The sequence below is a fragment of the Chryseobacterium taichungense genome (assembly GCF_900109935.1).
GTDB lineage: Bacteria > Bacteroidota > Bacteroidia > Flavobacteriales > Weeksellaceae > Chryseobacterium > Chryseobacterium taichungense.
In genome coordinates this window covers 247571-266185 of sequence record NZ_FOBV01000001.1, presented here as the reverse complement: position 1 = coordinate 266185, position 18615 = coordinate 247571, and the positions used below count along the sequence as shown (strand labels likewise).

Annotated in this window: 20 protein-coding genes and 1 other RNA gene; 14 read left to right on the top strand and 7 right to left on the bottom strand. The window is 35.3% G+C overall.

Features of this window, described 5'->3' with window-relative positions; translation table 11 throughout:
* Positions 1-4 precede the first annotated feature (4 nt).
* The 7 genes from BMW64_RS01255 to rpoN all read left to right on the top strand — a co-directional run bounded on the left by BMW64_RS01255 (position 5) and on the right by rpoN (position 5692).
* Complete coding sequence (locus BMW64_RS01255) at positions 5-679, top strand: LA_2272 family surface repeat-containing protein (protein ID WP_143052618.1); 675 nt, start codon at positions 5-7, stop codon at positions 677-679.
* Between the two features lie 4 nt (positions 680-683).
* On the top strand, positions 684-1283 hold the full coding sequence (locus BMW64_RS01250; protein ID WP_089998495.1) for a CDP-alcohol phosphatidyltransferase family protein: 600 nt from the start codon (positions 684-686) through the stop codon (positions 1281-1283).
* A 24-nt stretch (positions 1284-1307) separates the two neighbouring features.
* On the top strand, positions 1308-1952 hold the full coding sequence (locus tag BMW64_RS01245) for a hypothetical protein (RefSeq protein ID WP_228400815.1): 645 nt from the start codon (positions 1308-1310) through the stop codon (positions 1950-1952).
* Positions 1953-2044: 92 nt separating this feature from the next.
* On the top strand, positions 2045-3493 hold the full coding sequence (gene asnS, locus BMW64_RS01240; protein ID WP_089998037.1) for an asparagine--tRNA ligase: 1449 nt from the start codon (positions 2045-2047) through the stop codon (positions 3491-3493).
* Positions 3494-3570: 77 nt separating this feature from the next.
* The gene (locus BMW64_RS01235; RefSeq protein WP_089998036.1) at positions 3571-3786 is read left to right on the top strand and encodes a DUF2683 family protein; all 216 of its coding nucleotides are present in this window, start codon (positions 3571-3573) and stop codon (positions 3784-3786) included.
* Positions 3774-4085, top strand: coding sequence for a type II toxin-antitoxin system RelE/ParE family toxin (locus tag BMW64_RS01230; protein ID WP_089998035.1), 312 nt, complete (start codon positions 3774-3776; stop codon positions 4083-4085). Before BMW64_RS01235 ends, BMW64_RS01230 begins: the two co-directional genes overlap by 13 nt.
* Positions 4086-4228: 143 nt before the next feature.
* Positions 4229-5692: an RNA polymerase factor sigma-54 gene (gene rpoN, locus BMW64_RS01225; RefSeq protein ID WP_089998034.1), complete on the top strand. Its 1464-nt coding sequence runs from the start codon at positions 4229-4231 to the stop codon at positions 5690-5692.
* 77 nt (positions 5693-5769) lie between these two features.
* Here the strand turns inward: rpoN and BMW64_RS01220 are convergent, their stop codons facing one another.
* From BMW64_RS01220 to BMW64_RS01210, 3 genes are read right to left on the bottom strand one after another with little or no spacing between them, the layout of a single operon-like run.
* A complete protein-coding gene (locus tag BMW64_RS01220; protein WP_089998033.1) occupies positions 5770-7392 on the bottom strand; it encodes an AMP-binding protein in 1623 nt (540 codons plus the stop codon).
* Positions 7393-7451: 59 nt separating this feature from the next.
* Complete coding sequence (locus BMW64_RS01215) at positions 7452-8126, bottom strand: beta-carotene 15,15'-monooxygenase (protein ID WP_089998032.1); 675 nt, start codon at positions 8124-8126, stop codon at positions 7452-7454.
* Positions 8119-8610, bottom strand: a complete 492-nt coding sequence (locus tag BMW64_RS01210) for an RNA polymerase sigma factor (protein ID WP_042722258.1) — start codon at positions 8608-8610, stop codon at positions 8119-8121. Before BMW64_RS01210 ends, BMW64_RS01215 begins: the two co-directional genes overlap by 8 nt.
* A 155-nt stretch (positions 8611-8765) precedes the next feature.
* Here BMW64_RS01210 and rnpB point away from each other — a divergent pair.
* Positions 8766-9089: RNase P RNA component class A (rnpB, locus tag BMW64_RS01205), an RNA gene on the top strand.
* Between the two features lie 87 nt (positions 9090-9176).
* Here the strand turns inward: rnpB and BMW64_RS01200 are convergent.
* On the bottom strand, positions 9177-10046 hold the full coding sequence (locus tag BMW64_RS01200) for a polyphosphate kinase 2 family protein (protein ID WP_089998031.1): 870 nt from the start codon (positions 10044-10046) through the stop codon (positions 9177-9179).
* An 89-nt stretch (positions 10047-10135) separates the two neighbouring features.
* Positions 10136-10603, bottom strand: coding sequence for a DUF1573 domain-containing protein (locus BMW64_RS01195; RefSeq protein WP_089998030.1), 468 nt, complete (start codon positions 10601-10603; stop codon positions 10136-10138).
* A gap of 128 nt (positions 10604-10731) precedes the next feature.
* On the opposite strand from BMW64_RS01195, the gene BMW64_RS01190 reads away from it, so the two are divergent.
* The 6 genes from BMW64_RS01190 (at position 10732) to BMW64_RS01165 (ending at position 17196) form a co-directional block, all read left to right on the top strand.
* Positions 10732-13362: a valine--tRNA ligase gene (locus tag BMW64_RS01190; protein WP_089998029.1), complete on the top strand. Its 2631-nt coding sequence runs from the start codon at positions 10732-10734 to the stop codon at positions 13360-13362.
* Between the two features lie 64 nt (positions 13363-13426).
* Positions 13427-14062, top strand: coding sequence for a DUF4241 domain-containing protein (locus BMW64_RS01185; RefSeq protein ID WP_089998028.1), 636 nt, complete (start codon positions 13427-13429; stop codon positions 14060-14062).
* A gap of 43 nt (positions 14063-14105) precedes the next feature.
* On the top strand, positions 14106-14996 hold the full coding sequence (locus tag BMW64_RS01180) for a ribokinase (protein WP_089998027.1): 891 nt from the start codon (positions 14106-14108) through the stop codon (positions 14994-14996).
* 87 nt (positions 14997-15083) lie between these two features.
* Positions 15084-15926: an alpha/beta hydrolase family protein gene (locus tag BMW64_RS01175; RefSeq protein WP_089998026.1), complete on the top strand. Its 843-nt coding sequence runs from the start codon at positions 15084-15086 to the stop codon at positions 15924-15926.
* On the top strand, positions 15923-16567 hold the full coding sequence (locus BMW64_RS01170) for an HD domain-containing protein (RefSeq protein WP_089998025.1): 645 nt from the start codon (positions 15923-15925) through the stop codon (positions 16565-16567). Before BMW64_RS01175 ends, BMW64_RS01170 begins: the two co-directional genes overlap by 4 nt.
* A 41-nt stretch (positions 16568-16608) precedes the next feature.
* On the top strand, positions 16609-17196 hold the full coding sequence (locus BMW64_RS01165) for a hypothetical protein (RefSeq protein WP_089998024.1): 588 nt from the start codon (positions 16609-16611) through the stop codon (positions 17194-17196).
* 57 nt (positions 17197-17253) lie between these two features.
* Here the strand turns inward: BMW64_RS01165 and BMW64_RS01160 are convergent, their stop codons facing one another.
* Both BMW64_RS01160 and BMW64_RS01155 read right to left on the bottom strand, forming a co-directional pair.
* Complete coding sequence (locus tag BMW64_RS01160; protein ID WP_089998023.1) at positions 17254-17484, bottom strand: hypothetical protein; 231 nt, start codon at positions 17482-17484, stop codon at positions 17254-17256.
* A 185-nt stretch (positions 17485-17669) separates the two neighbouring features.
* Positions 17670-18560 (bottom strand): DUF72 domain-containing protein, encoded by an 891-nt coding sequence (locus BMW64_RS01155; protein ID WP_089998022.1) that lies wholly within the window; start codon positions 18558-18560, stop codon positions 17670-17672.
* Positions 18561-18615 lie beyond the last annotated feature (55 nt).

The following is an 18615-nucleotide window of genomic DNA, read 5'->3' as shown; positions in this document are numbered from 1 at the left end:
AATTATGAAAATACGGATTTTATTAATAATGAGCCTTTTAATAATTAATTTTATTAAAGCACAGGATGATACTTTGAAGATACAAAACGCAAAATTAATCGCTTTAACTCCTTTAAATAAAAAAACAGATAAAGTAAATGGTTTGACTTTTGGGTTAGGTTTTGATTCAAAATACATTGTTAAAAAGCAAGATACCGAACTACTTCAAAAAGTAAATGGCTTAAATATAGAGGTTAACCCGCTAGGTATTTTATTTTGGATGTTGTACGATCCGGAAAAAGATCAGGATACAGAATTTATAAAGATTAACGGGCTTAATATTTCAGCGGCAGGCTATTTAAAAGGCATCAGTCATAATGGACTCACCCTTTCTCTTTATAATTACGGGCATACAATGAATGGCATTTCAGGAACTTTTTTTACTACTTATATTGAAACAGGAAACGGTTTTTTTGTATCATCTTTAGGTGTTCATTCCAAAAAATTGAATGGTGTGAGTATTTCGATTTTTAATAATGCAGAAATAATGCGGGGGATACAAATTGGAGGGTATAATTCTAACAAGGATGGAAAAGGCATGCAGATAGGTCTTATCAATAAGTCTAAAAAATTGAAAGGGCTGCAAATCGGCTTGTGGAATAAAAATGGAAAAAGAAGTTTACCAATTATTAATTTTTAGAACCATGAAAACTATACCCTATATTTTAATTGCTATAAGATTTATTCTTGCTCCGATTATCATTTTATTAGCTTATTTCAAAGGAGAAGTGTCTGGATTTTTTATTTTAAGTTTAATGTATTTCGGACTATTGACTGATATTTTTGACGGAATCATCGCCCGGAAAGTTGGCGTGTCTTCTGAAAAATTGCGGAGGCTGGACAGTCAGACCGATTTGGTTTTCTGGCTTTCATTAGGATTTGCAGTGTACTTCTTAAACCCTGACTTGATAAAAGATGAATGGATCGGCATTCTTTTAATCCTGAGTATGGAAGCGCTTTGCTACATCATAAGCATTCTGAAATTTAAAAAAGAAACCTGTACCCATGCTTTTTTATCAAAAATGTGGGGAATAAGTTTGCTTATTGCTTTTACCTATCTCATCGGATTCCAAGAAGCTGGATGGGCATTTTATCTTACAGTTATTTTAGGATTTATCGCGCATATTGATGTAATTCTTATTATCCTGATTCTCCCGAAATGGCAATATGACGTTCCGAGTTCCTACCACGCATGGAGGATCAGGAAAGGGAAAAATATCAAGAAAACACTTTTATTTAATTAAACCAAATTTTAAAATAAATTAATTATGAAAGCTCTAAAATTGAAAATTATTCTCATTCTACTTTTTGTTGCATCAGGAATAGGTATTAATGGGCAGTTTAAAACAGTCGAAGATAGTCTGGATTATGAATTACATTATAAGAAATATTATGATTGTAAATATGAACCGGGATATGTTTTAATTATTCAGAAAAAAGGAAAAATAATTGATCCTGCAAAAAGCTGGAAACCCACAAAAGAAGGATTTGCTATTAGAATGGAAGCAATTTATGATCTCGAATTTAATGATGGAAAACTTTACAGATCGGGCGTTATCAAAAATATTACAAAAGATTCTCTCACCATTTCTTCTACAATGAATGAAAACTGTGCAAAATACGAAGGAATAAAATATGAGCTTTTTACGTATTCCATAAAGGATATTGTGATCGCAAGATTTATAAATGACAGATCATTAGGAATTTTCAGCAAGAAGAAAATAAATGACGCTTATGAAGTCTTCACTATGAAAGTTGATAAGGCGAAGCTTTGTCCTGCGGTATTAACATTTCCGAAAAGAAATAATGAAGTAAAAGTCTGTCACTATTACTTAACGGATCAGGGCTACGATATACTTTTCGAAACAAACGGCTTTCTGGATTATATGCAATACCCTGTTTACTGGCAATAAATATAAAATTAAAAGAGGATAACTATTTAAGTCTTAAAACGTTTTTTGTACCTTTGCACTCATTAATTTTTATACAAAAATTTAATCAACAAATGAAAAAGCAGACAATTAAGGAAATCCTTGAGGATTACAAGAAAGTATTACATCATGACATTACGGTTTACGGCTGGGTGAGAACATTCCGTGCCAATCGTTTCATTGCCCTTAATGATGGTTCTACAATTAATAATTTGCAAATTGTTGTTGATTTTGAAAATTTTGATGAGGAAATCATTTCTAAAATCAGTACCGCAGCTTCTCTGAAAATTGTTGGTGAAGTCGTTGAAAGTCAGGGAGCAGGGCAGGCTGTAGAAATTTTAGCTAAGAAAATTACGGTTTTAGGGGACAACTTTACGGAAGAAAGAGATAAAACGATTCTTCAGCCAAAAAAACATTCACTGGAAACTTTAAGAGAGCAGGCTCACTTAAGGTTCAGAACAAATTTATTCGGAGCAGTTTTCAGAGTGCGTCATGCCGTGAGTTTTGCAATCCATTCGTTCTTCAACCAGAATCAGTTCTTTTACATCAATACACCTGTAATAACAGGGGCTGATGCAGAAGGAGCAGGAGAAATGTTTGGTGTTACCAACTTCGATTTAAATAATATTCCGAGAGATGAACAGGGAGATATTGATTTTGCACAGGATTTCTTCGGTAAAAAGACCAACTTAACGGTTTCCGGACAGCTTGAAGGAGAAACGGCAGCGATGGGATTGGGAAGAATTTATACATTCGGACCAACTTTCCGTGCAGAGAACTCGAACACCACAAGACACCTTGCAGAATTCTGGATGATTGAGCCGGAAGTAGCCTTCAACAATCTTGAAGATAATATTGACTTGGCGGAAGATTTCCTGAAATACGTGATCCAGTATGTTTTGGATAACTGTAAAGATGATCTTGACTTCTTAGACAAGCGTTTTGCAGAAGAGCAAAAATCGAAACCGGAGAAAGAAAGAGCCAAAGAAGGTCTTATTGAAAAGCTTGAAAATGTAGTTTCTAAACGTTTCAAGAGAGTTTCTTACACAGAAGCTATTGAGATTTTATTAAACTCGAAAGAAAATAAAAAAGGAAAATTTGTATATCCTGTTGAAAAATGGGGAACAGATCTTCAGTCAGAGCACGAAAGATATCTGGTAGAAAAACATTTTGAAAGTCCGGTAGTTTTGTTTGATTATCCGAAAGAAATTAAAGCTTTTTATATGAAACTTAATGAAGACGGTAAAACTGTTGCAGCGATGGACGTACTTTTCCCTGGAATCGGTGAAATCATTGGAGGTTCTGAAAGAGAAGCCAGATTGGATGTTCTAAAGCAGAAGATGGCAGATATGCATGTTGATGAGCATGAACTTTGGTGGTACCTGGATACCAGAAAATTCGGTTCTGTTCCGCATGCGGGATTTGGTTTAGGGTTGGAAAGGCTTGTTCTTTTCGTAACGGGAATGACGAACATCAGAGACGTAATTCCTTTCCCGAGAACACCAAAGAATGCAGAATTCTAAATATTATTTCTAAAAATACTGAAATCCTTCTGAATAATACAGAAGGATTTTTTATTAACTTTACTAAAATTTCGGAAATGAATACTATTACGATACACACGGATAATGAAAATCAAATTAATCTGCTTAAGGCTCTTTTAAAGGAATTGAAAATTAATTTTGAAATTAATAAAGAGGAAAATTTAACGGAATGGCAAAAAGAAAAAATTTTGAAAGGAATATCAGATATTTCTGAAGGAAAATTTTCATCAAGCAAATCTGTTTCTGAAAAAGCCAGAAAATGTTTACGCTAATTTGGTCACATCAAGCTGAATCTGACTACATTGATATTCTTGAATATTGGATGAATCATAATAAATCAAATAAATATTCTACTAAATTAATCGATGAAGTTGAAAAGAAGGAAAAGCTCATTTCTAAAAATCCAAACATTGGTTCTTTATCAGAAATTGAAGGAGTACGCTATATATTGATTGATAAAAATTTTTCTCTTTATTATAGAATTAATGATGATGTTATTGAAATTCTCGCATTCTGGGACAACAGAAGAGATCCTGATTCACTAAGTCTAGAATATAAGAAAAAGCCCTGAAAACAATACTTCAGGGCTTTTCTGTTTATTTTTAAATAGCTTATTATGCACACTGTAATGCAAAAATCGTGCTAAAATTTATTTTTGTCAAAATATTTTACTAAATTCGTACAATATGTTATGTTAAAACACAATCTAGTAATATGCTAAAACAACACTTACAACTCAAATTAGGACAAAAGTTGGCGCCTCAGCAGATCCAGTTGATGAAGCTGATTCAGCTTCACACGTTGGAATTTGAAGAGGAACTTGAAAGAGAGTTAGAAGAAAATCCTGCATTGGAAATTGTAAAAGAAGAATCTAAAGAGGATGATTTTTCTTCTCTGGAAGATAACTATGAAGGTGAGGGTACAGAAAGCATTGAGACAGATTTTGATGTAGACCAATATCTTTATGATGATGAGCCGAGCTATAAAACGGCTTCCAGCAATTATTCTCCCGACGACGAAGAATTTGATAATGAAAGTCTCTTAACAGAAGGTCAGTCTCTTTACGATTATCTTCTTGAGCAGATTCATCTGGTAAATATCAGTGAAGAAGACGAAAAAATCGCAGAATACCTTATCGGAAACCTTGATACAGACGGATACCTTAGAAGGGAAATTAAATCGATTGTGGATGATCTTGCTTTTTCCCAGGGAATTTATACTACAAAAGAAAAGGTAGAAGATATTCTCGAAAATTATATCCAAAAACTGGATCCACCTGGAGTGGGAGCGAGGGGCTTACAGGAATGTCTTCTCCTGCAGATTGAGAAAAAGGTGAGCTCTGATAAAGCTGTTTCTCTTGCTGCCAATATCCTGAGATACCAGTTTGATGCGCTTACCAACAAACATTATAATAAAATCATTCAAAAATATGATATTGAGGAAGAGGATTTGAGAGATGCACTGGATGAAATCTCAAAATTGTCTCCTAAAGTAGGCGGAAACTTCGATACGCAAACCATTACGATCAACCAGGAAATTATTCCGGATTTTGTTATACAGGTAAAGGATGGACAGGTTGTTCCGATGTTGAACAGTAAGAACGCTCCAACGTTAAGGGTTTCCGAAGAATATAAAGATATCCTGACAACTTATTCTCACGATAAAAACTCATCAGAACACAAGCAGGCTGCTTTATTCATTAAACAGAAGCTTGATGCTGCAAAATGGTATATTGATGCTATCAATCAGCGCCAAAATACTTTATTGCAAACGATCACAGCAATTGTAAAATTCCAGAAGGATTATTTTATTACAGGGGATGAAAAATCTTTAAGACCAATGATTTTGAAAGATGTAGCAGATATAACCGGGTTTGATATTTCCACGATTTCGAGGGTGGTAAAAAGCAAATATGCCGATACACCAAACGGAATTGTTTATCTTAAAGATCTGTTTTCAGACAGTCTTACCAATGATGACGGAGAAGAAGTTTCTACGAAAGAGATTAAAACTCATCTTCAGGAAGTGATCAGCAAGGAAAATAAAAGAAAGCCTCTTACCGATGATGCTTTAGTAGTAATTCTTAAAGAACAGGGATACAATATCGCCAGAAGAACAATTGCCAAATACCGTGAACAGCTCAATATTCCGGTCGCAAGATTACGAAAAGAACTTTAAAATATAGTAAAGCACTTCGTTCTGAAGTGCTTTTTTTATTATTGACTTTAAACTTTGCCTGAAACTTAGGATCTCATTTAAGCCTTAATATGCTCAAGACCAAGTTCTTTAATGGAAATTTCTCTCATTTCAACTTTTCTTATTTTACCTGAAATGGTCATGGGAAATTCATCTACAAACTTCCAGAATTTTGGAATTTTATAATGGGCTATTCTTCCCTTACAGTAATCTACAAGCTCTTTTTCATCCACTGTAAAACCTTTTCTCAGTTTTACCCAGGCCATTACTTCCTCTCCAAATTTCTCGCTAGGAACTCCTATGATCTGAACATCCAGAATATTGGGATAGGTGTAAAGAAAATCTTCAATTTCTTTAGGAGAAATGTTTTCACCTCCGCGGATAATAAGGTCTTTTATTCTGCCTGAAATCGTAATATATCCTTCTTCATCCATCGTGGCCAGATCTCCTGTGTGCATCCAACGGGAATCATCGAGAACTTTCTTTGTATTTTCCGGGTCATTCCAGTATTTCAGCATTACAGAATATCCTCTGGTGCAAAGTTCACCATGTTCTCCTCTCTTAACGGTTTTTCCATTTTCATCAATAATCTTAATTTCAAGATGATCCTGAACGGTTCCCACGGTATGAACCTGCTTTTCAAAAGGTGTTCCGATTAATGTCTGCGTTGAAACCGGAGAAGTTTCCGTCATTCCGTAGCAGATGCTCATTTCTTTAATATTCATAAGGCTTTCCACCTTTTTCATAATTTCGGGCGGACATACTGAGCCGGCCATTACACCTGTTCGCAGGCTGGAAAAATCAAAGCTGTCAAAATTCTTTACGGCCAGCTCGGCAATAAACATCGTCGGAACGCCGTATAGGGAAGTGCATTTTTCATCAGAAACAACTTTCAGTGTAATTTCAGGATCGAAACTATCATTAGGAATCACCATACACGCGCCATGTGCGGTACAACACATATTTCCGATTACCATTCCGAAGCAGTGGTAGAATGGTACAGGAATACAAACCCTGTCTTTGTCAGAATATTTCAGCCTTATTCCTATAAAATATCCGTTATTTAAAATATTATGATGAGAAAGCGTAACGCCTTTTGGAAATCCTGTAGTGCCGGAAGTGTATTGAATATTTACCGGATCATCAAACTGTACATGTTCTTCAAAGCTGTGCAGCACATCGTCCGAAATATGCTGTCCGTTATTAAGAAAGTCTTCCCAATTGTCGTCAAAGAAAATCTCTGATTGTAAAGTTGAGCAAAATTCACGGGCATCAGCGATCATATTTTTGTAATCGCTTGATTTAAAATGCAGCGAAGAAAAAATATGCGACATTTCCGATTGATTAATCACGAAAATTAACTCGCTGGTCCGATACGCTGGATTGATATTCACGAGAATGGCACCTATTCTTGCGGTAGCATATTGTAAAAGTACCCATTCATAGCGGTTAGCTGACCAGATTCCAATGCGGTCGCCTGCCTTTACACCCAGAAAAATTAATGCTTTAGCAACGGCAGTGGTCTGATTATAGAATTCCTGGTATGTCGCGCGGTAATTTTGATGGACACAGATTAACGCATCATTATTTGGGAATTTTTCTACGGTCCTTTTAAGATTATTTCCAATGGTTTCTCCTAACAAAGGAATGTCAGAAGCGCCATGAACATAGGATATTTGCATAAAGTGGAGATTTAATAAAATAAAATTAACAATTATATCTTAAACTCCTGCTTTCTAAACTACATTTCCTGAGAATCGATTTCTTTAAGCTGTTTGAGGTTTTTATCGAGCTTGCTCATAATAATTCCGTATACCAACCTGTAATAAAGCCAGATCAGCAATACTGAAAATGCAGTTGTAAGAATAACTCCTACCACAAATATTATCATTGCAGAATTTTTAGGCTCTACATTCTGTGAGTTTAAAGAATAGAATATAAAGATGGTAAAAATAGAAGTAAAAGCCACCAGTAAAAGAATACTGATTAAAATAAAAGCATTTACAGTTTTTTTGAATTTAATAATCCTTGTAATCAATCCTTTAAGGTTTTCTTCAATTCTTATTTTGCGGTAATTCAGATAAAATTTATAAACAAAATAAGCCGTAACGCTAATGCTTAATACTTTTAATATCCAGTAAATAGTATCAAAACTGCTTTCAACTTCAGGAGTCTTCTGCGCTCCCAGTTTTTCCAGAATATTTAGAAAACCATTATCTTCTTCTGTCTGAAAGAAATAAAATATCCCCATTACCGAGAACAGTAAAAACTCTGCTACGCTGATCCAGAAAATGTATTTCACATAATTTCGTGATTTTCTGTTGAGCATCTGAAGGATTTCATTATCGTCGTATTTCTGCTGAACAGGTTGTTCCTGCCATGTTTTCTTAAAGCTGTCTAAATCAAATTCAGGCATATTTTTCCATCTTTTCTTTAAGGGTTTTCTTTAATCTGTTCATTTTCACACGAGCATTAACTTCGGTGATCCCGAGGTTTTCTGCAATATCCTTGTAAGGCAAATCATCCAGATACATCATTACGATCGCTCTTTCTACGTTAGGAAGAGTTTTTATTACAGTATACAAAAGTGATACCTGCTGTTGTTTTTCGTCATCATCTTCAATAAAATCTGCATGATTGATGTCCAGCTCGTTGGTAGGCAGGCTTTTGCTTTTTTTTCTGAAAAGAGTAATGGCTGTATTGAGGGCAACACGGTACATCCACGTAGAGATTTTGGAATTTCCTTTAAATGAGTCGTAGCTCCTCCATAATTGTAAAACAATTTCCTGGAAAAGATCTTCCTCATCCTCCAAAGAATTGGTATAAAGACGCGAAACCTTAATAATCAGACCCTGATTATCTTTAATAAGCTGCGCAAATTCTTTTTCCTTTGAAGCCAATGCAGATGTATAATTTAGTGGTACGAAGATAAAGAAAATATCAATTTAATAATGTAATAATTTAACAATCTAGCAATTATTAAATTCAGCGTAATTTTTCATTGTTATATTGTTACATTGCTAAATTGTTACATTAAATTGTATCTTTGCACCCACGAGAAAGTCGGCTTGTTGATTCCTGCTTCGGCAGGGGTAGGAAAGTCCGGACACCGTAGAGCAGCAAAGCGGATAACATCCGTCACCCGTGAGGGTAGGACAAGTGCAACAGAAAGGATGTACAGTTCGGCTGTAGTGAAATCAGGTAAACTCTTTGTGGTGCAATGATAAGTATATCGGTTCTTTTCAGTAATGAAAATAGGAGTTGCTCGCTCTGAAAGCCGAGGGGTAATCAGCTAAAGTTTTGCAGCAATGTAAAACGCAGATAAATAACAGGCACTTCTTCGGAAGAACAAAATCCGGCTTACAGATTTTCTCGTGATTTTTAAAAAGCTGGAAGTTAGAAGCTTGAAGAGGGAAGTTTTTAACATAGTAATTTTAAACCTCCAGCTTCTGTCTTCCATCCAAATTTATTCACTTTCCAGTTGTTTTTTAGCTTCCTCTAATCCGGCTTTATCTTCTTCAGAAAGTTTAGGATATTTAAGATTCATTTTTTCCAGTGCATCAATAATAATCTGAATGGCCGCTACTCTTGCAAACCATTTATCATCTGCCGGAAGTACAAACCAGGGCGCATAATCTTTCGATGTTTCGTTGATGGCGGTTTCGTAGCAGTCCATATATTTATCAAAAAGTGCTCTTTCAGGCAGGTCGGCAGCAGAAAACTTCCAGTTTTTTTCCTGTTCATTAATTCTGTCAAGAAGTCTTTTCTTCTGCTCATCTTTAGAAACGTGTAAAAATATTTTTACGATGGTTGTTCCGTTTTCAGTCAGGTGCTTCTCAAAATTTCTGATGCTTTCATACCGGTTTTCCCAAAACTTTTCATCAAAATCTTTTACGGATTTCCAGGTTTTTTCGTTCAGATTGTATTCGGGGTGAACTTTGCATACCAATACGCTTTCGTAATGGGATCTGTTAAAAATACCGATCATTCCCTTTTTAGGTAAAGCGAGATAATGTCTCCAAAGGAAATCGTGTGAATATTCTCTTGAGCTCGGAGTTTTAAAACTTACAACATTACATCCCTGGGGGTTTACTCCTCCGAAAACATGTTCTATCATGCTGTCTTTGCCTGCAGCATCCATCGCCTGAAGTACCACTAAAAGTGACTTACTGTCATCGGAATATAATCTTTCCTGAAGCTCACGAAGTTTTACTTTTTCAAGAATAAGCAACTTTTCGCCTTCCTCTTTTGTTAGTTTTCCTTTATATGAAGTTGAAGATTTTTTTATTGAAAATTTTCCTTTTACCAAAAAGTCATCTGAAAAGTTGATATCCATATTGTTTAAATTAAAGATTAAATCAGTTACTTAAATATAATAAAAAAACCGCCTCAATGAGACGGTTCTTTTATTTTTTTGAGTAGAAATTACTTTGCAGCGGCAACTTTTTTAGCAGCTTTAGCAGCTTTTTTGTCAGCCTTAGCTTTAGCTTTTAGTTCTTCAGGAGTTAATGGTTTTGGATCCGGAGCATTTGGATCTACATTTCCTTTGATGTAAATTACGCTTCTGCTGTTAACAGGGTCATTAGAAAATACTTCGATCATTTTGTTGAATCCGCCATTGATAGCCGTGTTGTATCCAACTTTGATCTGAGCAGATTTTCCTGGCATGATAGGATCTGTCTTAAATTCTGGAGTTGTACATCCGCAAGATGCTTTTACGTTTGAAAGAACAAGAGGCTTGTCACCTGTATTCGTTACTGTAAAAAATCTTGTACCGTCTGAGCTAGGTTTGATTGTACCATAGTCAAAAGTAGTTTTGTCGAATGTAATAGTTTGTGCAGATGCTAATGCGAATGTTCCGAATAATGCAATTCCTGCGATTAATTTTTTCATATTCTTGAATATTAAATATGTTGTTAGATAAATTTTGAGAAACAAAGTTAAAAATTATTTTAATTCATACTTAAAATTTTTTTTCTTTAGACTATTTTTGCAAATTGTAAATTAAAGTAATAGAATTTATGCAGATTTCAGAAAAGTACAATCCACAGGAAACAGAACAAAAGTGGTACAATTACTGGTTGGAGAATAACTATTTCCATTCAGAGCCGAATGAAAAGCCGCCTTACACTGTTGTCATCCCTCCACCAAACGTTACGGGGATTTTACACATGGGGCATATGCTGAATAATACCATTCAGGATGTTCTGGTCCGACGTGCAAGAATGCAGGGATTCAACGCCTGCTGGATTCCGGGAACAGATCACGCCTCCATTGCTACGGAAGCGAAGGTTGTTGCCAAACTGAAGTCTGAAGGAGTCAATAAATCTGATATTACCCGCGAAGAATTCTTAAAACATGCCTGGGACTGGACCGACAAATACGGAGGAACAATTCTGGAGCAGCTTAAAAAGCTGGGTTGCTCTTGCGATTGGGACAGAACGCGGTTTACAATGGAACCAAAACTTTCTCAGCAGGTTATCAAATCTTTTGTTGATCTTTATAATAAAGGATTGATCTATCGTGGTTACAGAATGGTAAACTGGGATCCGGAAGCAAAAACCAATATTTCCGACGAAGAAGTAATCTTCAAAGAGCAAAACGGAAAATTATATTTCCTAAAATATGCCATCGAATCTTCGACAGGCTCAGATACCGACGAATATTTGTCGGTTGCGACAACGCGTCCTGAAACTATTTTCGGAGATACTGCCGTTTGTATCAATCCTAATGATGAAAGATATGCTCATTTAAAGGGTAAAAAAGTAATCGTACCGATTGTAAACAGGGTAATTCCGATTATTGAAGATGAATATGTGGATATTGAATTCGGAACAGGTGCATTGAAAATTACACCGGCTCACGATGTTAATGACTATGAAATCGGGCAAAAGCACAATCTTCAGATGATTGATGCTCTGGATGATGACGGAAATCTTAATGAGTACGGGTTACATTACGCCGGAAAAAACAGATTCGAAGTTAGAAAGCAGATCGCAAAAGAATTAGAAGAAAAAGATCTTTTGTTAAAGGCAGAAGATTATGTAAATAAAGTAGGAACATCTGAAAGAACGGGTGCGGTAATCGAACCTAAAGTTTCTGTACAATGGTTCTTAAAAATGTCTGAAATTGCAAAGCCTGCCCTGGATGTTGTAATGGATGATGAGGTTAAATTTTATCCTGAAAAATTCAAAAATACCTACAAGCACTGGATGGAAAACATCTGCGACTGGAACATCTCCCGACAGCTTTGGTGGGGGCAGCAAATTCCTGCCTATTATTATGGTGATGGAGAAAATGACTTTGTCGTTGCAGAAAACATCGAAGAAGCATTAGAACTTGCAAAACAAAAAACCAACAACGACCAACTTACAACCAACAACCTAAAACAAGACGAAGACGCTCTTGATACTTGGTTCTCATCATGGTTGTGGCCAATGTCAGTTTTCGACGGATTGCTTGATCCTGAAAATAAAGATATCAACTATTATTACCCAACTTCAGATTTGGTGACGGGTCCGGATATTATTTTCTTCTGGGTAGCAAGAATGATCATGGCAGGGTTGGAATACAGAAAAGAAGTTCCGTTCAAAAATGTTTATTTTACAGGAATTGTAAGAGATAAGCAGAGAAGAAAGATGTCAAAATCTTTAGGAAATTCTCCGGATCCGCTTGAATTGATGGATAAATATGGAGCAGATGGCGTTCGTGTCGGAATTTTATTAAGTTCCGCGGCAGGAAATGACCTTCTTTTTGATGAAGATTTAATGTTGCAGGGAAGAAATTTCATGACGAAGATCTGGAATGCTTTCAGACTGATCAATATGTGGAATCATGAAGATAAATCTGCCAATGTTACTGAAAATCAGACAATCGAATGGTTTAAAAATAAATTAAATAAAACCATTGCTGAAATCAGCGATCAGTTTGAAAAGTTCAGAATTTCTGATGCCTTGCATTTGATTTATAAATTAATCTGGGATGATTTCTGTGGTTGGTATTTAGAGGCTATCAAACCAAATTATGGCGAAGGAATTTCTAAAGAAGTGTATCATAAAACCATTTATTTCTTTGAAGAATTAATGAAATTGCTTCATCCGTTTATGCCTTTCTTAACAGAGGAATTATGGCAGACAATTTCTGAAAGGAATACTGAAGAAGCACTGGTTATTGCTCAGCAGAAAAAAGCAGAAGCTTTTAATGAAGAAGTTATTAAAAACTTTGAAACTGCGGCAGAATTGATTTCCGGAGTTAGAAATTACCGTCAGACAAAAGGAATTTCGCCAAGAGAAGTCGCTGAAATTTATACCAATGCGACAGCTTTTGCGAATGAAGCTGTCATCAGAAAGCTGGCCAATGTTTCAGAAATTCATTTCGGAACAAAAACCGACAAGCCAAGTTTCACATTTTTGGTAGGAGCGACAGAAATTTCAATTCCTTTAAGTGAAAACCTTGATTTAGAAGAAGAAAAGAAGAAGACTGAGGAAGAATTAAAATACTTAAAAGGATTTTTAATCTCTGTAGACAAAAAGCTTTCCAACGAAAAGTTTGTTGCCAATGCAAAACCTGAAATCGTAGAAGTTGAGCGCAAAAAACAAAAAGATGCACTTGATAAGATTGCGATTTTAGAAGAGAAATTAAAAAGTTTATAATAAAAGGTTTAGGTTAAGGTTGAGTCTCGCTTAGCCTGAACCTTAATCTTAGCCTGAATATAACATGACACATTTAGAAAACATAAAAAAACTGTTCTCCAAAAACTTTATAGAAAGTCCTTTGCTGGAAAGTTTTGAAGTTGGGAAAATATATCTTTCCAGCGGTCATCTTGTCGCTTGTGATCCTGTGATCACGAATGATATGAAATCTTTTACCACAGTATTTCCGAAAGGAGACTTTTCTGTTTTGTTGCATAAAGAAAGAGAAAGTAATTGTGTAGCATACGCAGAAATTATTTTCAGTCAGGAAGAGATTTTCGACTGGAAGCTTGCTACGACAGAAGGGCAAAATGTAAAAGATCTGGAAGAAGGCGAAGTTTTCGGATATCCTGTAGAAAGTGGGATGGGATGTTTTATGGATGCAGATGCACAGAACAGCCTTAATGATCTTGAGCAAAGATTATATCACAGTAAAGGAGTAGATTTCATGGGTATTTACGAAGAGTTTTTCCATGAATATTTTTTTGATGAAAACGGAGCGATTGATCAATATGCATTTTTAAAACCTTCTGAAGATCATCCTGGAACTATTTTTGCCTTTGAAACCGGATATGGTGAAGGATTTTACGCAAGCTATATTGCTTATGATAAAAATAATGATCCGGTAAAAATTGTGACTGAATTTATAGAAATCAGCTAAAGTTATTCATCATAATCAACACCAACACACAAATTATTAAAATATGAATTTCTCATCAGAACAACCGAAAATTGTAGTTGTAGGAAGCTCATCAATAGATCTTATTCTGGAAACCGAAAAGCTTCCCGGTAAAAACGAAACAGTCATTGCTGCTACTTCAGAAAGTTTTTTTGGAGGAAAAGGAGCCAATCAGGCTGTTGGCGCTGCAAGATTGGGGGCCAGTGTGCACTTTATCGGTTGTGTGGGAATGGATCCGCTTGGACAGCAGATTATGAGAAATATGATCAGTGAAAATGTAAATGTTGATTTCGTTTTTGAAACAGATCATGATGCGAGCGGTACAGCTTATGTGACAACTTCAAAGGGAAATTCGGCTATTGTTGTCGTCCCGGCTGCAAATAATTATTTAAGCACACAGCACGTAGAATCTGCAGACCGATATTTTCAAACGGCAGATCTCGTTCTTCTCCAGCTGGAGGTTTCGATGGATGTTGTTGAGTATACCATTAAAAAGGCTAAAAATTACGGCAGAAAAGTTGGACTTTACGCATCACCGGCTCAGCGGCTCAAAGATGAAATCATTGAAGATCTTGATTTTATTATCGTAAAGAGTAACGAACTGCATATTCTTTTTGGAGAGGATCAAAGAGAAGAGATTCTTAAAAAATACTTTAATAAAGTTTTTGTACGTGATGACATCAATTCGACCGTATATTTCGATGGCACCGAAATGAAATATTGCAGGAATGACAAAGACAGTGCAATCTATAAATTGGGAATGGGAGATGCTTTCACGACAGGATTTTCCGTTGCATTGTGTCATAATAATGATATTCATGACTGTGTAAAATTCGGGAATGAAGTTTCTGCAAGAGTTTCTGCAAAAAAAGGTTCTCAGACAGGGCTTCCCAGATTATCGGATTTTACTTCATAAACTATTTGTTACATATCGAAGTTTTAAGATTTAGCTCAAAATTTAAACTAATATTTCCACTTTTATAGTGGATTTTTTCTTTTATCTATGGAAAAGTTAGTTCTTACTACAGAAGATTCTTTCTCGATCGCGGCTCATCTTTTTTTGCCTGAAAAAAGCAATCATAAACTTTTGCTCATCAATTCTGCAACAGGAGTTAAACAGCATGTTTACTTTTCTTTTGCGAAATATTTTTCCGAAAAGGGATTTACTGTTCTTACTTACGATTATCGTGGAATCGGACTTTCAAAGCCGAAAAATATGAAAGGTTTCAAAGCTTCTATGAGAATCTGGGGATCGAAAGATTATAAAGCATTAACGGACTATATTAAAATTAATTTTAATGATTATCAGAAATATTGTCTTGGCCATTCTGTTGGCGCTTTAATTTTAGGAATGAATAAAGACTCAGGTATTTTTGACGAATTTGTCTTCGTAGGAACTCAGAATGCATTTGTAGGAAATTTAAAATTCAGAACAAAAATAGAAGCGTATCTTGGCTTTGGGATCGCGCAACCGGTAATGACAACATTATTAGGCTATTTCCCGGCGCAATGGTTTGGATTGGGAGAAAGTCTTCCGAAAAATTGCGCATATGACTGGAGAACCTTAATTTTAAACAGAAAATCAACCAACGGTTTATTAGAAAAAACCGATGATTATTCTAAAATTTTAACACAGAAAACATTCGTGATCAGGGCTGAAGATGATGTATGGCTTACCGAGAAAGGAGTGAAGAGCCTTCTCAATGATACTTATCCTAATCTAAGGCCTACTTACAGACTGATCAAAACTTCCGAATCCGAAAAAGGAGAGATCGGGCATGTTAACTTTTTTAGAAGCTACAATAGAAAGCTCTGGAATATTATTTTAAATGAATTGAATAAATGAAGAATCTGATTGAAAACACTGTAGAATTTGTCAAAGAAAAGCTGAAAGGCGCCGAAGCCGGTCACGACTGGTATCATATTGAAAGAGTTTGGAAGCTGTCTAAAAATATTGCTGAAACGGAAGAATGCAATATTGAAGTTGTCGAATTGGGAGCGCTCCTTCATGATATAGCCGACCCGAAATTTCACAATGGTGATGAAACGGTTGCTCTTAAAGTTTCGCGTGAGTTTCTGGAAAACCAGGATGCTCCGGAAGGTATTATTGAGAAAGTTTTATTTATTATTAAAAATATTTCGTTTAAAAACAGGGCAGAAGCTCCCGAACATCTTCCTATTGAGCTCAAAATTGTTCAGGATGCCGACAGGATTGATGCAATTGGCGCAATCGGAATTGCCAGAACATTCAATTTCGGAGGTTTTAAAAATAATCTGATGTATGATCCTGAAATTAAGCCCAAACTGAATATGTCGAAAGAGGAATATAAAAAGTCTGATGGAACTACCGTTAATCATTTTTATGAAAAGCTTCTTCTGCTGAAAGACCTTATGAATACACGGAAAGGAAAAGAAATTGCTACTAAAAGACATGATTTTATGCTGCAGTTTCTCGACCAGTTTTATAAAGAATGGAACGTCAGCTGATATTTCTGCTGAAAGCTTATTAAAATAAGTATCTTTGCAGTATGGTATTCATTGTTTTGGCTATCTTCTGGGCTTTGGTAATCTCTCTTCTTTTGTCTAAAATTAAAAGAGGGAAAGGAGCCGAATGGGCAAAATTGTTCCGTATCGTCAGTATCGTATTTTCAATTTCTATTTTTACGTATTGGTTTATTAAGAAAAGTTCCGTAGGAATTGTAGAGAATTCTTTGGCGCTGCAGGTGATTAATAAGATTCCTCAACCGCTTGATTTCTACGTGATAACACTTAACGATTCTGAGGTAGGTAAAGTAATTGATACAAAACACATTGGGAAAGTCCGACCTGAATATTACAGGATTGAATATCTTACAATGGATAAGTCTGATGAATACTGGATTGTCGGTTATTTAGGGAAAAACCTTGTGTATTTTTCACAACACGCACTTCCTAATAAAAATATAGACCAGATTATTGAAATAAGGAATTACATCAATCAAAGTGTAAAGCTTTCAGATCTGGCTAAAAAGCAGATAGAGGCTTATAATTATGAGAACATAAAGGTAGGAATCTGGGTGACACTCGATTTTCTTCTATTATTTCTTAATCTTATGCTGCTAATGAGAAGAAAATAAATTTCCGGCTTGCGAAGCAAGCCGGAAATTTTATGAAAACTTTATTGAACTAAAAAATTAAGGATAATCTAAAATCAGCATTATTCTTTCCTTAAATTCTTCAGGACATTTTCTGATAATTTTATCTTTGTTTTGTTTACTGATTTGCTTAGCTTCCAGCCATTCTGTGACATCGGAGCTTAAACTGTTGTTATCATAAACTCTTTTGATTTTGTCATTTTCGTAAAAAATATACTCATCTCCAAGAAAGCTTGTTGAGATGCTTACTTTGCATATCTCCTTTTCCATATTTGTTGTTTTTTAAGAGTGTTATTAAATTAAAGTTATCATACTTTTAAATTAATAATAATATGAGAAAGGTTTTGGCGATTAATTTTTTTTTCGGCAAAAAAGGTTAATTTTTTTTCTCTAAAATATAATTTCAACGAAAATCATTCCACTGAAAAGTGAATAAAATTAAAATGTATCAGCTGCTAAAATAATGTACCGGTGCTTTCCGTCGCCATTTTTGGGACGTGAAGGTCCGTTTTCCACTCTTCATTCATTTTTTTTATAAAATATGCAGACAATAAAGGTGAAGCTTTTTCAATATTTTGGTGTACAAAAAAGTAAACATTTTGAAGTCCTTCTTTTTTCCATTTTGTAAGATGTTTCATCCAGTCATCCAACCTGTCATAATCACTTTCTGCATTGGCTCCTACATAACGGATAAACGCTGTAGGTGTTGTAAGACGCATATGAAGCATATCTCTTCTGCCTGCCGTATCTACGATGATATTTGTAATATTATTGGCTTCAAAAAGCTCGCAGGTGGTATTGAAAATATTTTCATCGGTAAACCATTCGGTATTTCTTAACTCAATAGCTAATGGTACTTCTTTCGGCCAGTCCTTGACGAATTTTTCCAGTCTGTCATAGTCTTTAGGTTTAAAGTTATCATGAAGCTGAAGAAATACCATTCCCAATTTTTCACCAAAATTCAGCACCGAAGTAGCAAATTGAGTTACCGGTTCAGTAACATCAATTAATCGTCTGAAATGAGAAACCGTATTCGTAATTTTAGGGAAGAATTTAAAATTTTCAGGTGTTTTCTCCTTCCAGGTCTGTACCTGATCAGGCGTGGGCATTCCATAGAACGTCGCATTCAATTCGATAGAGTTGAACTGGGTCGCGTAATAAGTCAATTCATCCTTTGTCCCTTTAGGATAAAATCCTTTCAGGTCGGTTTTGTTCCATTTGGCACATCCGATGGAAATGTTCTCTAGCCCTTTTTTATTATGGCTTAAAATTTCTTTGGTTGATGGATGATCTTTGGGTAATGTAAAATCTATCTTTGAAGGATCCTCTACTTGTCCGAATTTCATATCTTACTTTTTTAGTGTTATTCTTTAAACAAATTTAAAATAAAAAAGCACGCCG

Coding starts and splice junctions, on each gene's coding strand:
- BMW64_RS01255 (WP_143052618.1), top strand. CDS start 5: ATGAAAATACGGATTTTATTAATAATGAGCCTTTTAATAATTAATTTT.
- BMW64_RS01250 (WP_089998495.1), top strand. CDS start 684: ATGAAAACTATACCCTATATTTTAATTGCTATAAGATTTATTCTTGCT.
- BMW64_RS01245 (WP_228400815.1), top strand. CDS start 1,308: ATGAAAGCTCTAAAATTGAAAATTATTCTCATTCTACTTTTTGTTGCA.
- asnS (WP_089998037.1), top strand. CDS start 2,045: ATGAAAAAGCAGACAATTAAGGAAATCCTTGAGGATTACAAGAAAGTA.
- BMW64_RS01235 (WP_089998036.1), top strand. CDS start 3,571: ATGAATACTATTACGATACACACGGATAATGAAAATCAAATTAATCTG.
- BMW64_RS01230 (WP_089998035.1), top strand. CDS start 3,774: ATGTTTACGCTAATTTGGTCACATCAAGCTGAATCTGACTACATTGAT.
- rpoN (WP_089998034.1), top strand. CDS start 4,229: ATGCTAAAACAACACTTACAACTCAAATTAGGACAAAAGTTGGCGCCT.
- BMW64_RS01220 (WP_089998033.1), bottom strand. CDS start 7,392: ATGCAAATATCCTATGTTCATGGCGCTTCTGACATTCCTTTGTTAGGA.
- BMW64_RS01215 (WP_089998032.1), bottom strand. CDS start 8,126: ATGCCTGAATTTGATTTAGACAGCTTTAAGAAAACATGGCAGGAACAA.
- BMW64_RS01200 (WP_089998031.1), bottom strand. CDS start 10,046: ATGGATATCAACTTTTCAGATGACTTTTTGGTAAAAGGAAAATTTTCA.
- BMW64_RS01195 (WP_089998030.1), bottom strand. CDS start 10,603: ATGAAAAAATTAATCGCAGGAATTGCATTATTCGGAACATTCGCATTA.
- BMW64_RS01190 (WP_089998029.1), top strand. CDS start 10,732: ATGCAGATTTCAGAAAAGTACAATCCACAGGAAACAGAACAAAAGTGG.
- BMW64_RS01185 (WP_089998028.1), top strand. CDS start 13,427: ATGACACATTTAGAAAACATAAAAAAACTGTTCTCCAAAAACTTTATA.
- BMW64_RS01180 (WP_089998027.1), top strand. CDS start 14,106: ATGAATTTCTCATCAGAACAACCGAAAATTGTAGTTGTAGGAAGCTCA.
- BMW64_RS01175 (WP_089998026.1), top strand. CDS start 15,084: ATGGAAAAGTTAGTTCTTACTACAGAAGATTCTTTCTCGATCGCGGCT.
- BMW64_RS01170 (WP_089998025.1), top strand. CDS start 15,923: ATGAAGAATCTGATTGAAAACACTGTAGAATTTGTCAAAGAAAAGCTG.
- BMW64_RS01165 (WP_089998024.1), top strand. CDS start 16,609: ATGGTATTCATTGTTTTGGCTATCTTCTGGGCTTTGGTAATCTCTCTT.
- BMW64_RS01160 (WP_089998023.1), bottom strand. CDS start 17,484: ATGGAAAAGGAGATATGCAAAGTAAGCATCTCAACAAGCTTTCTTGGA.
- BMW64_RS01155 (WP_089998022.1), bottom strand. CDS start 18,560: ATGAAATTCGGACAAGTAGAGGATCCTTCAAAGATAGATTTTACATTA.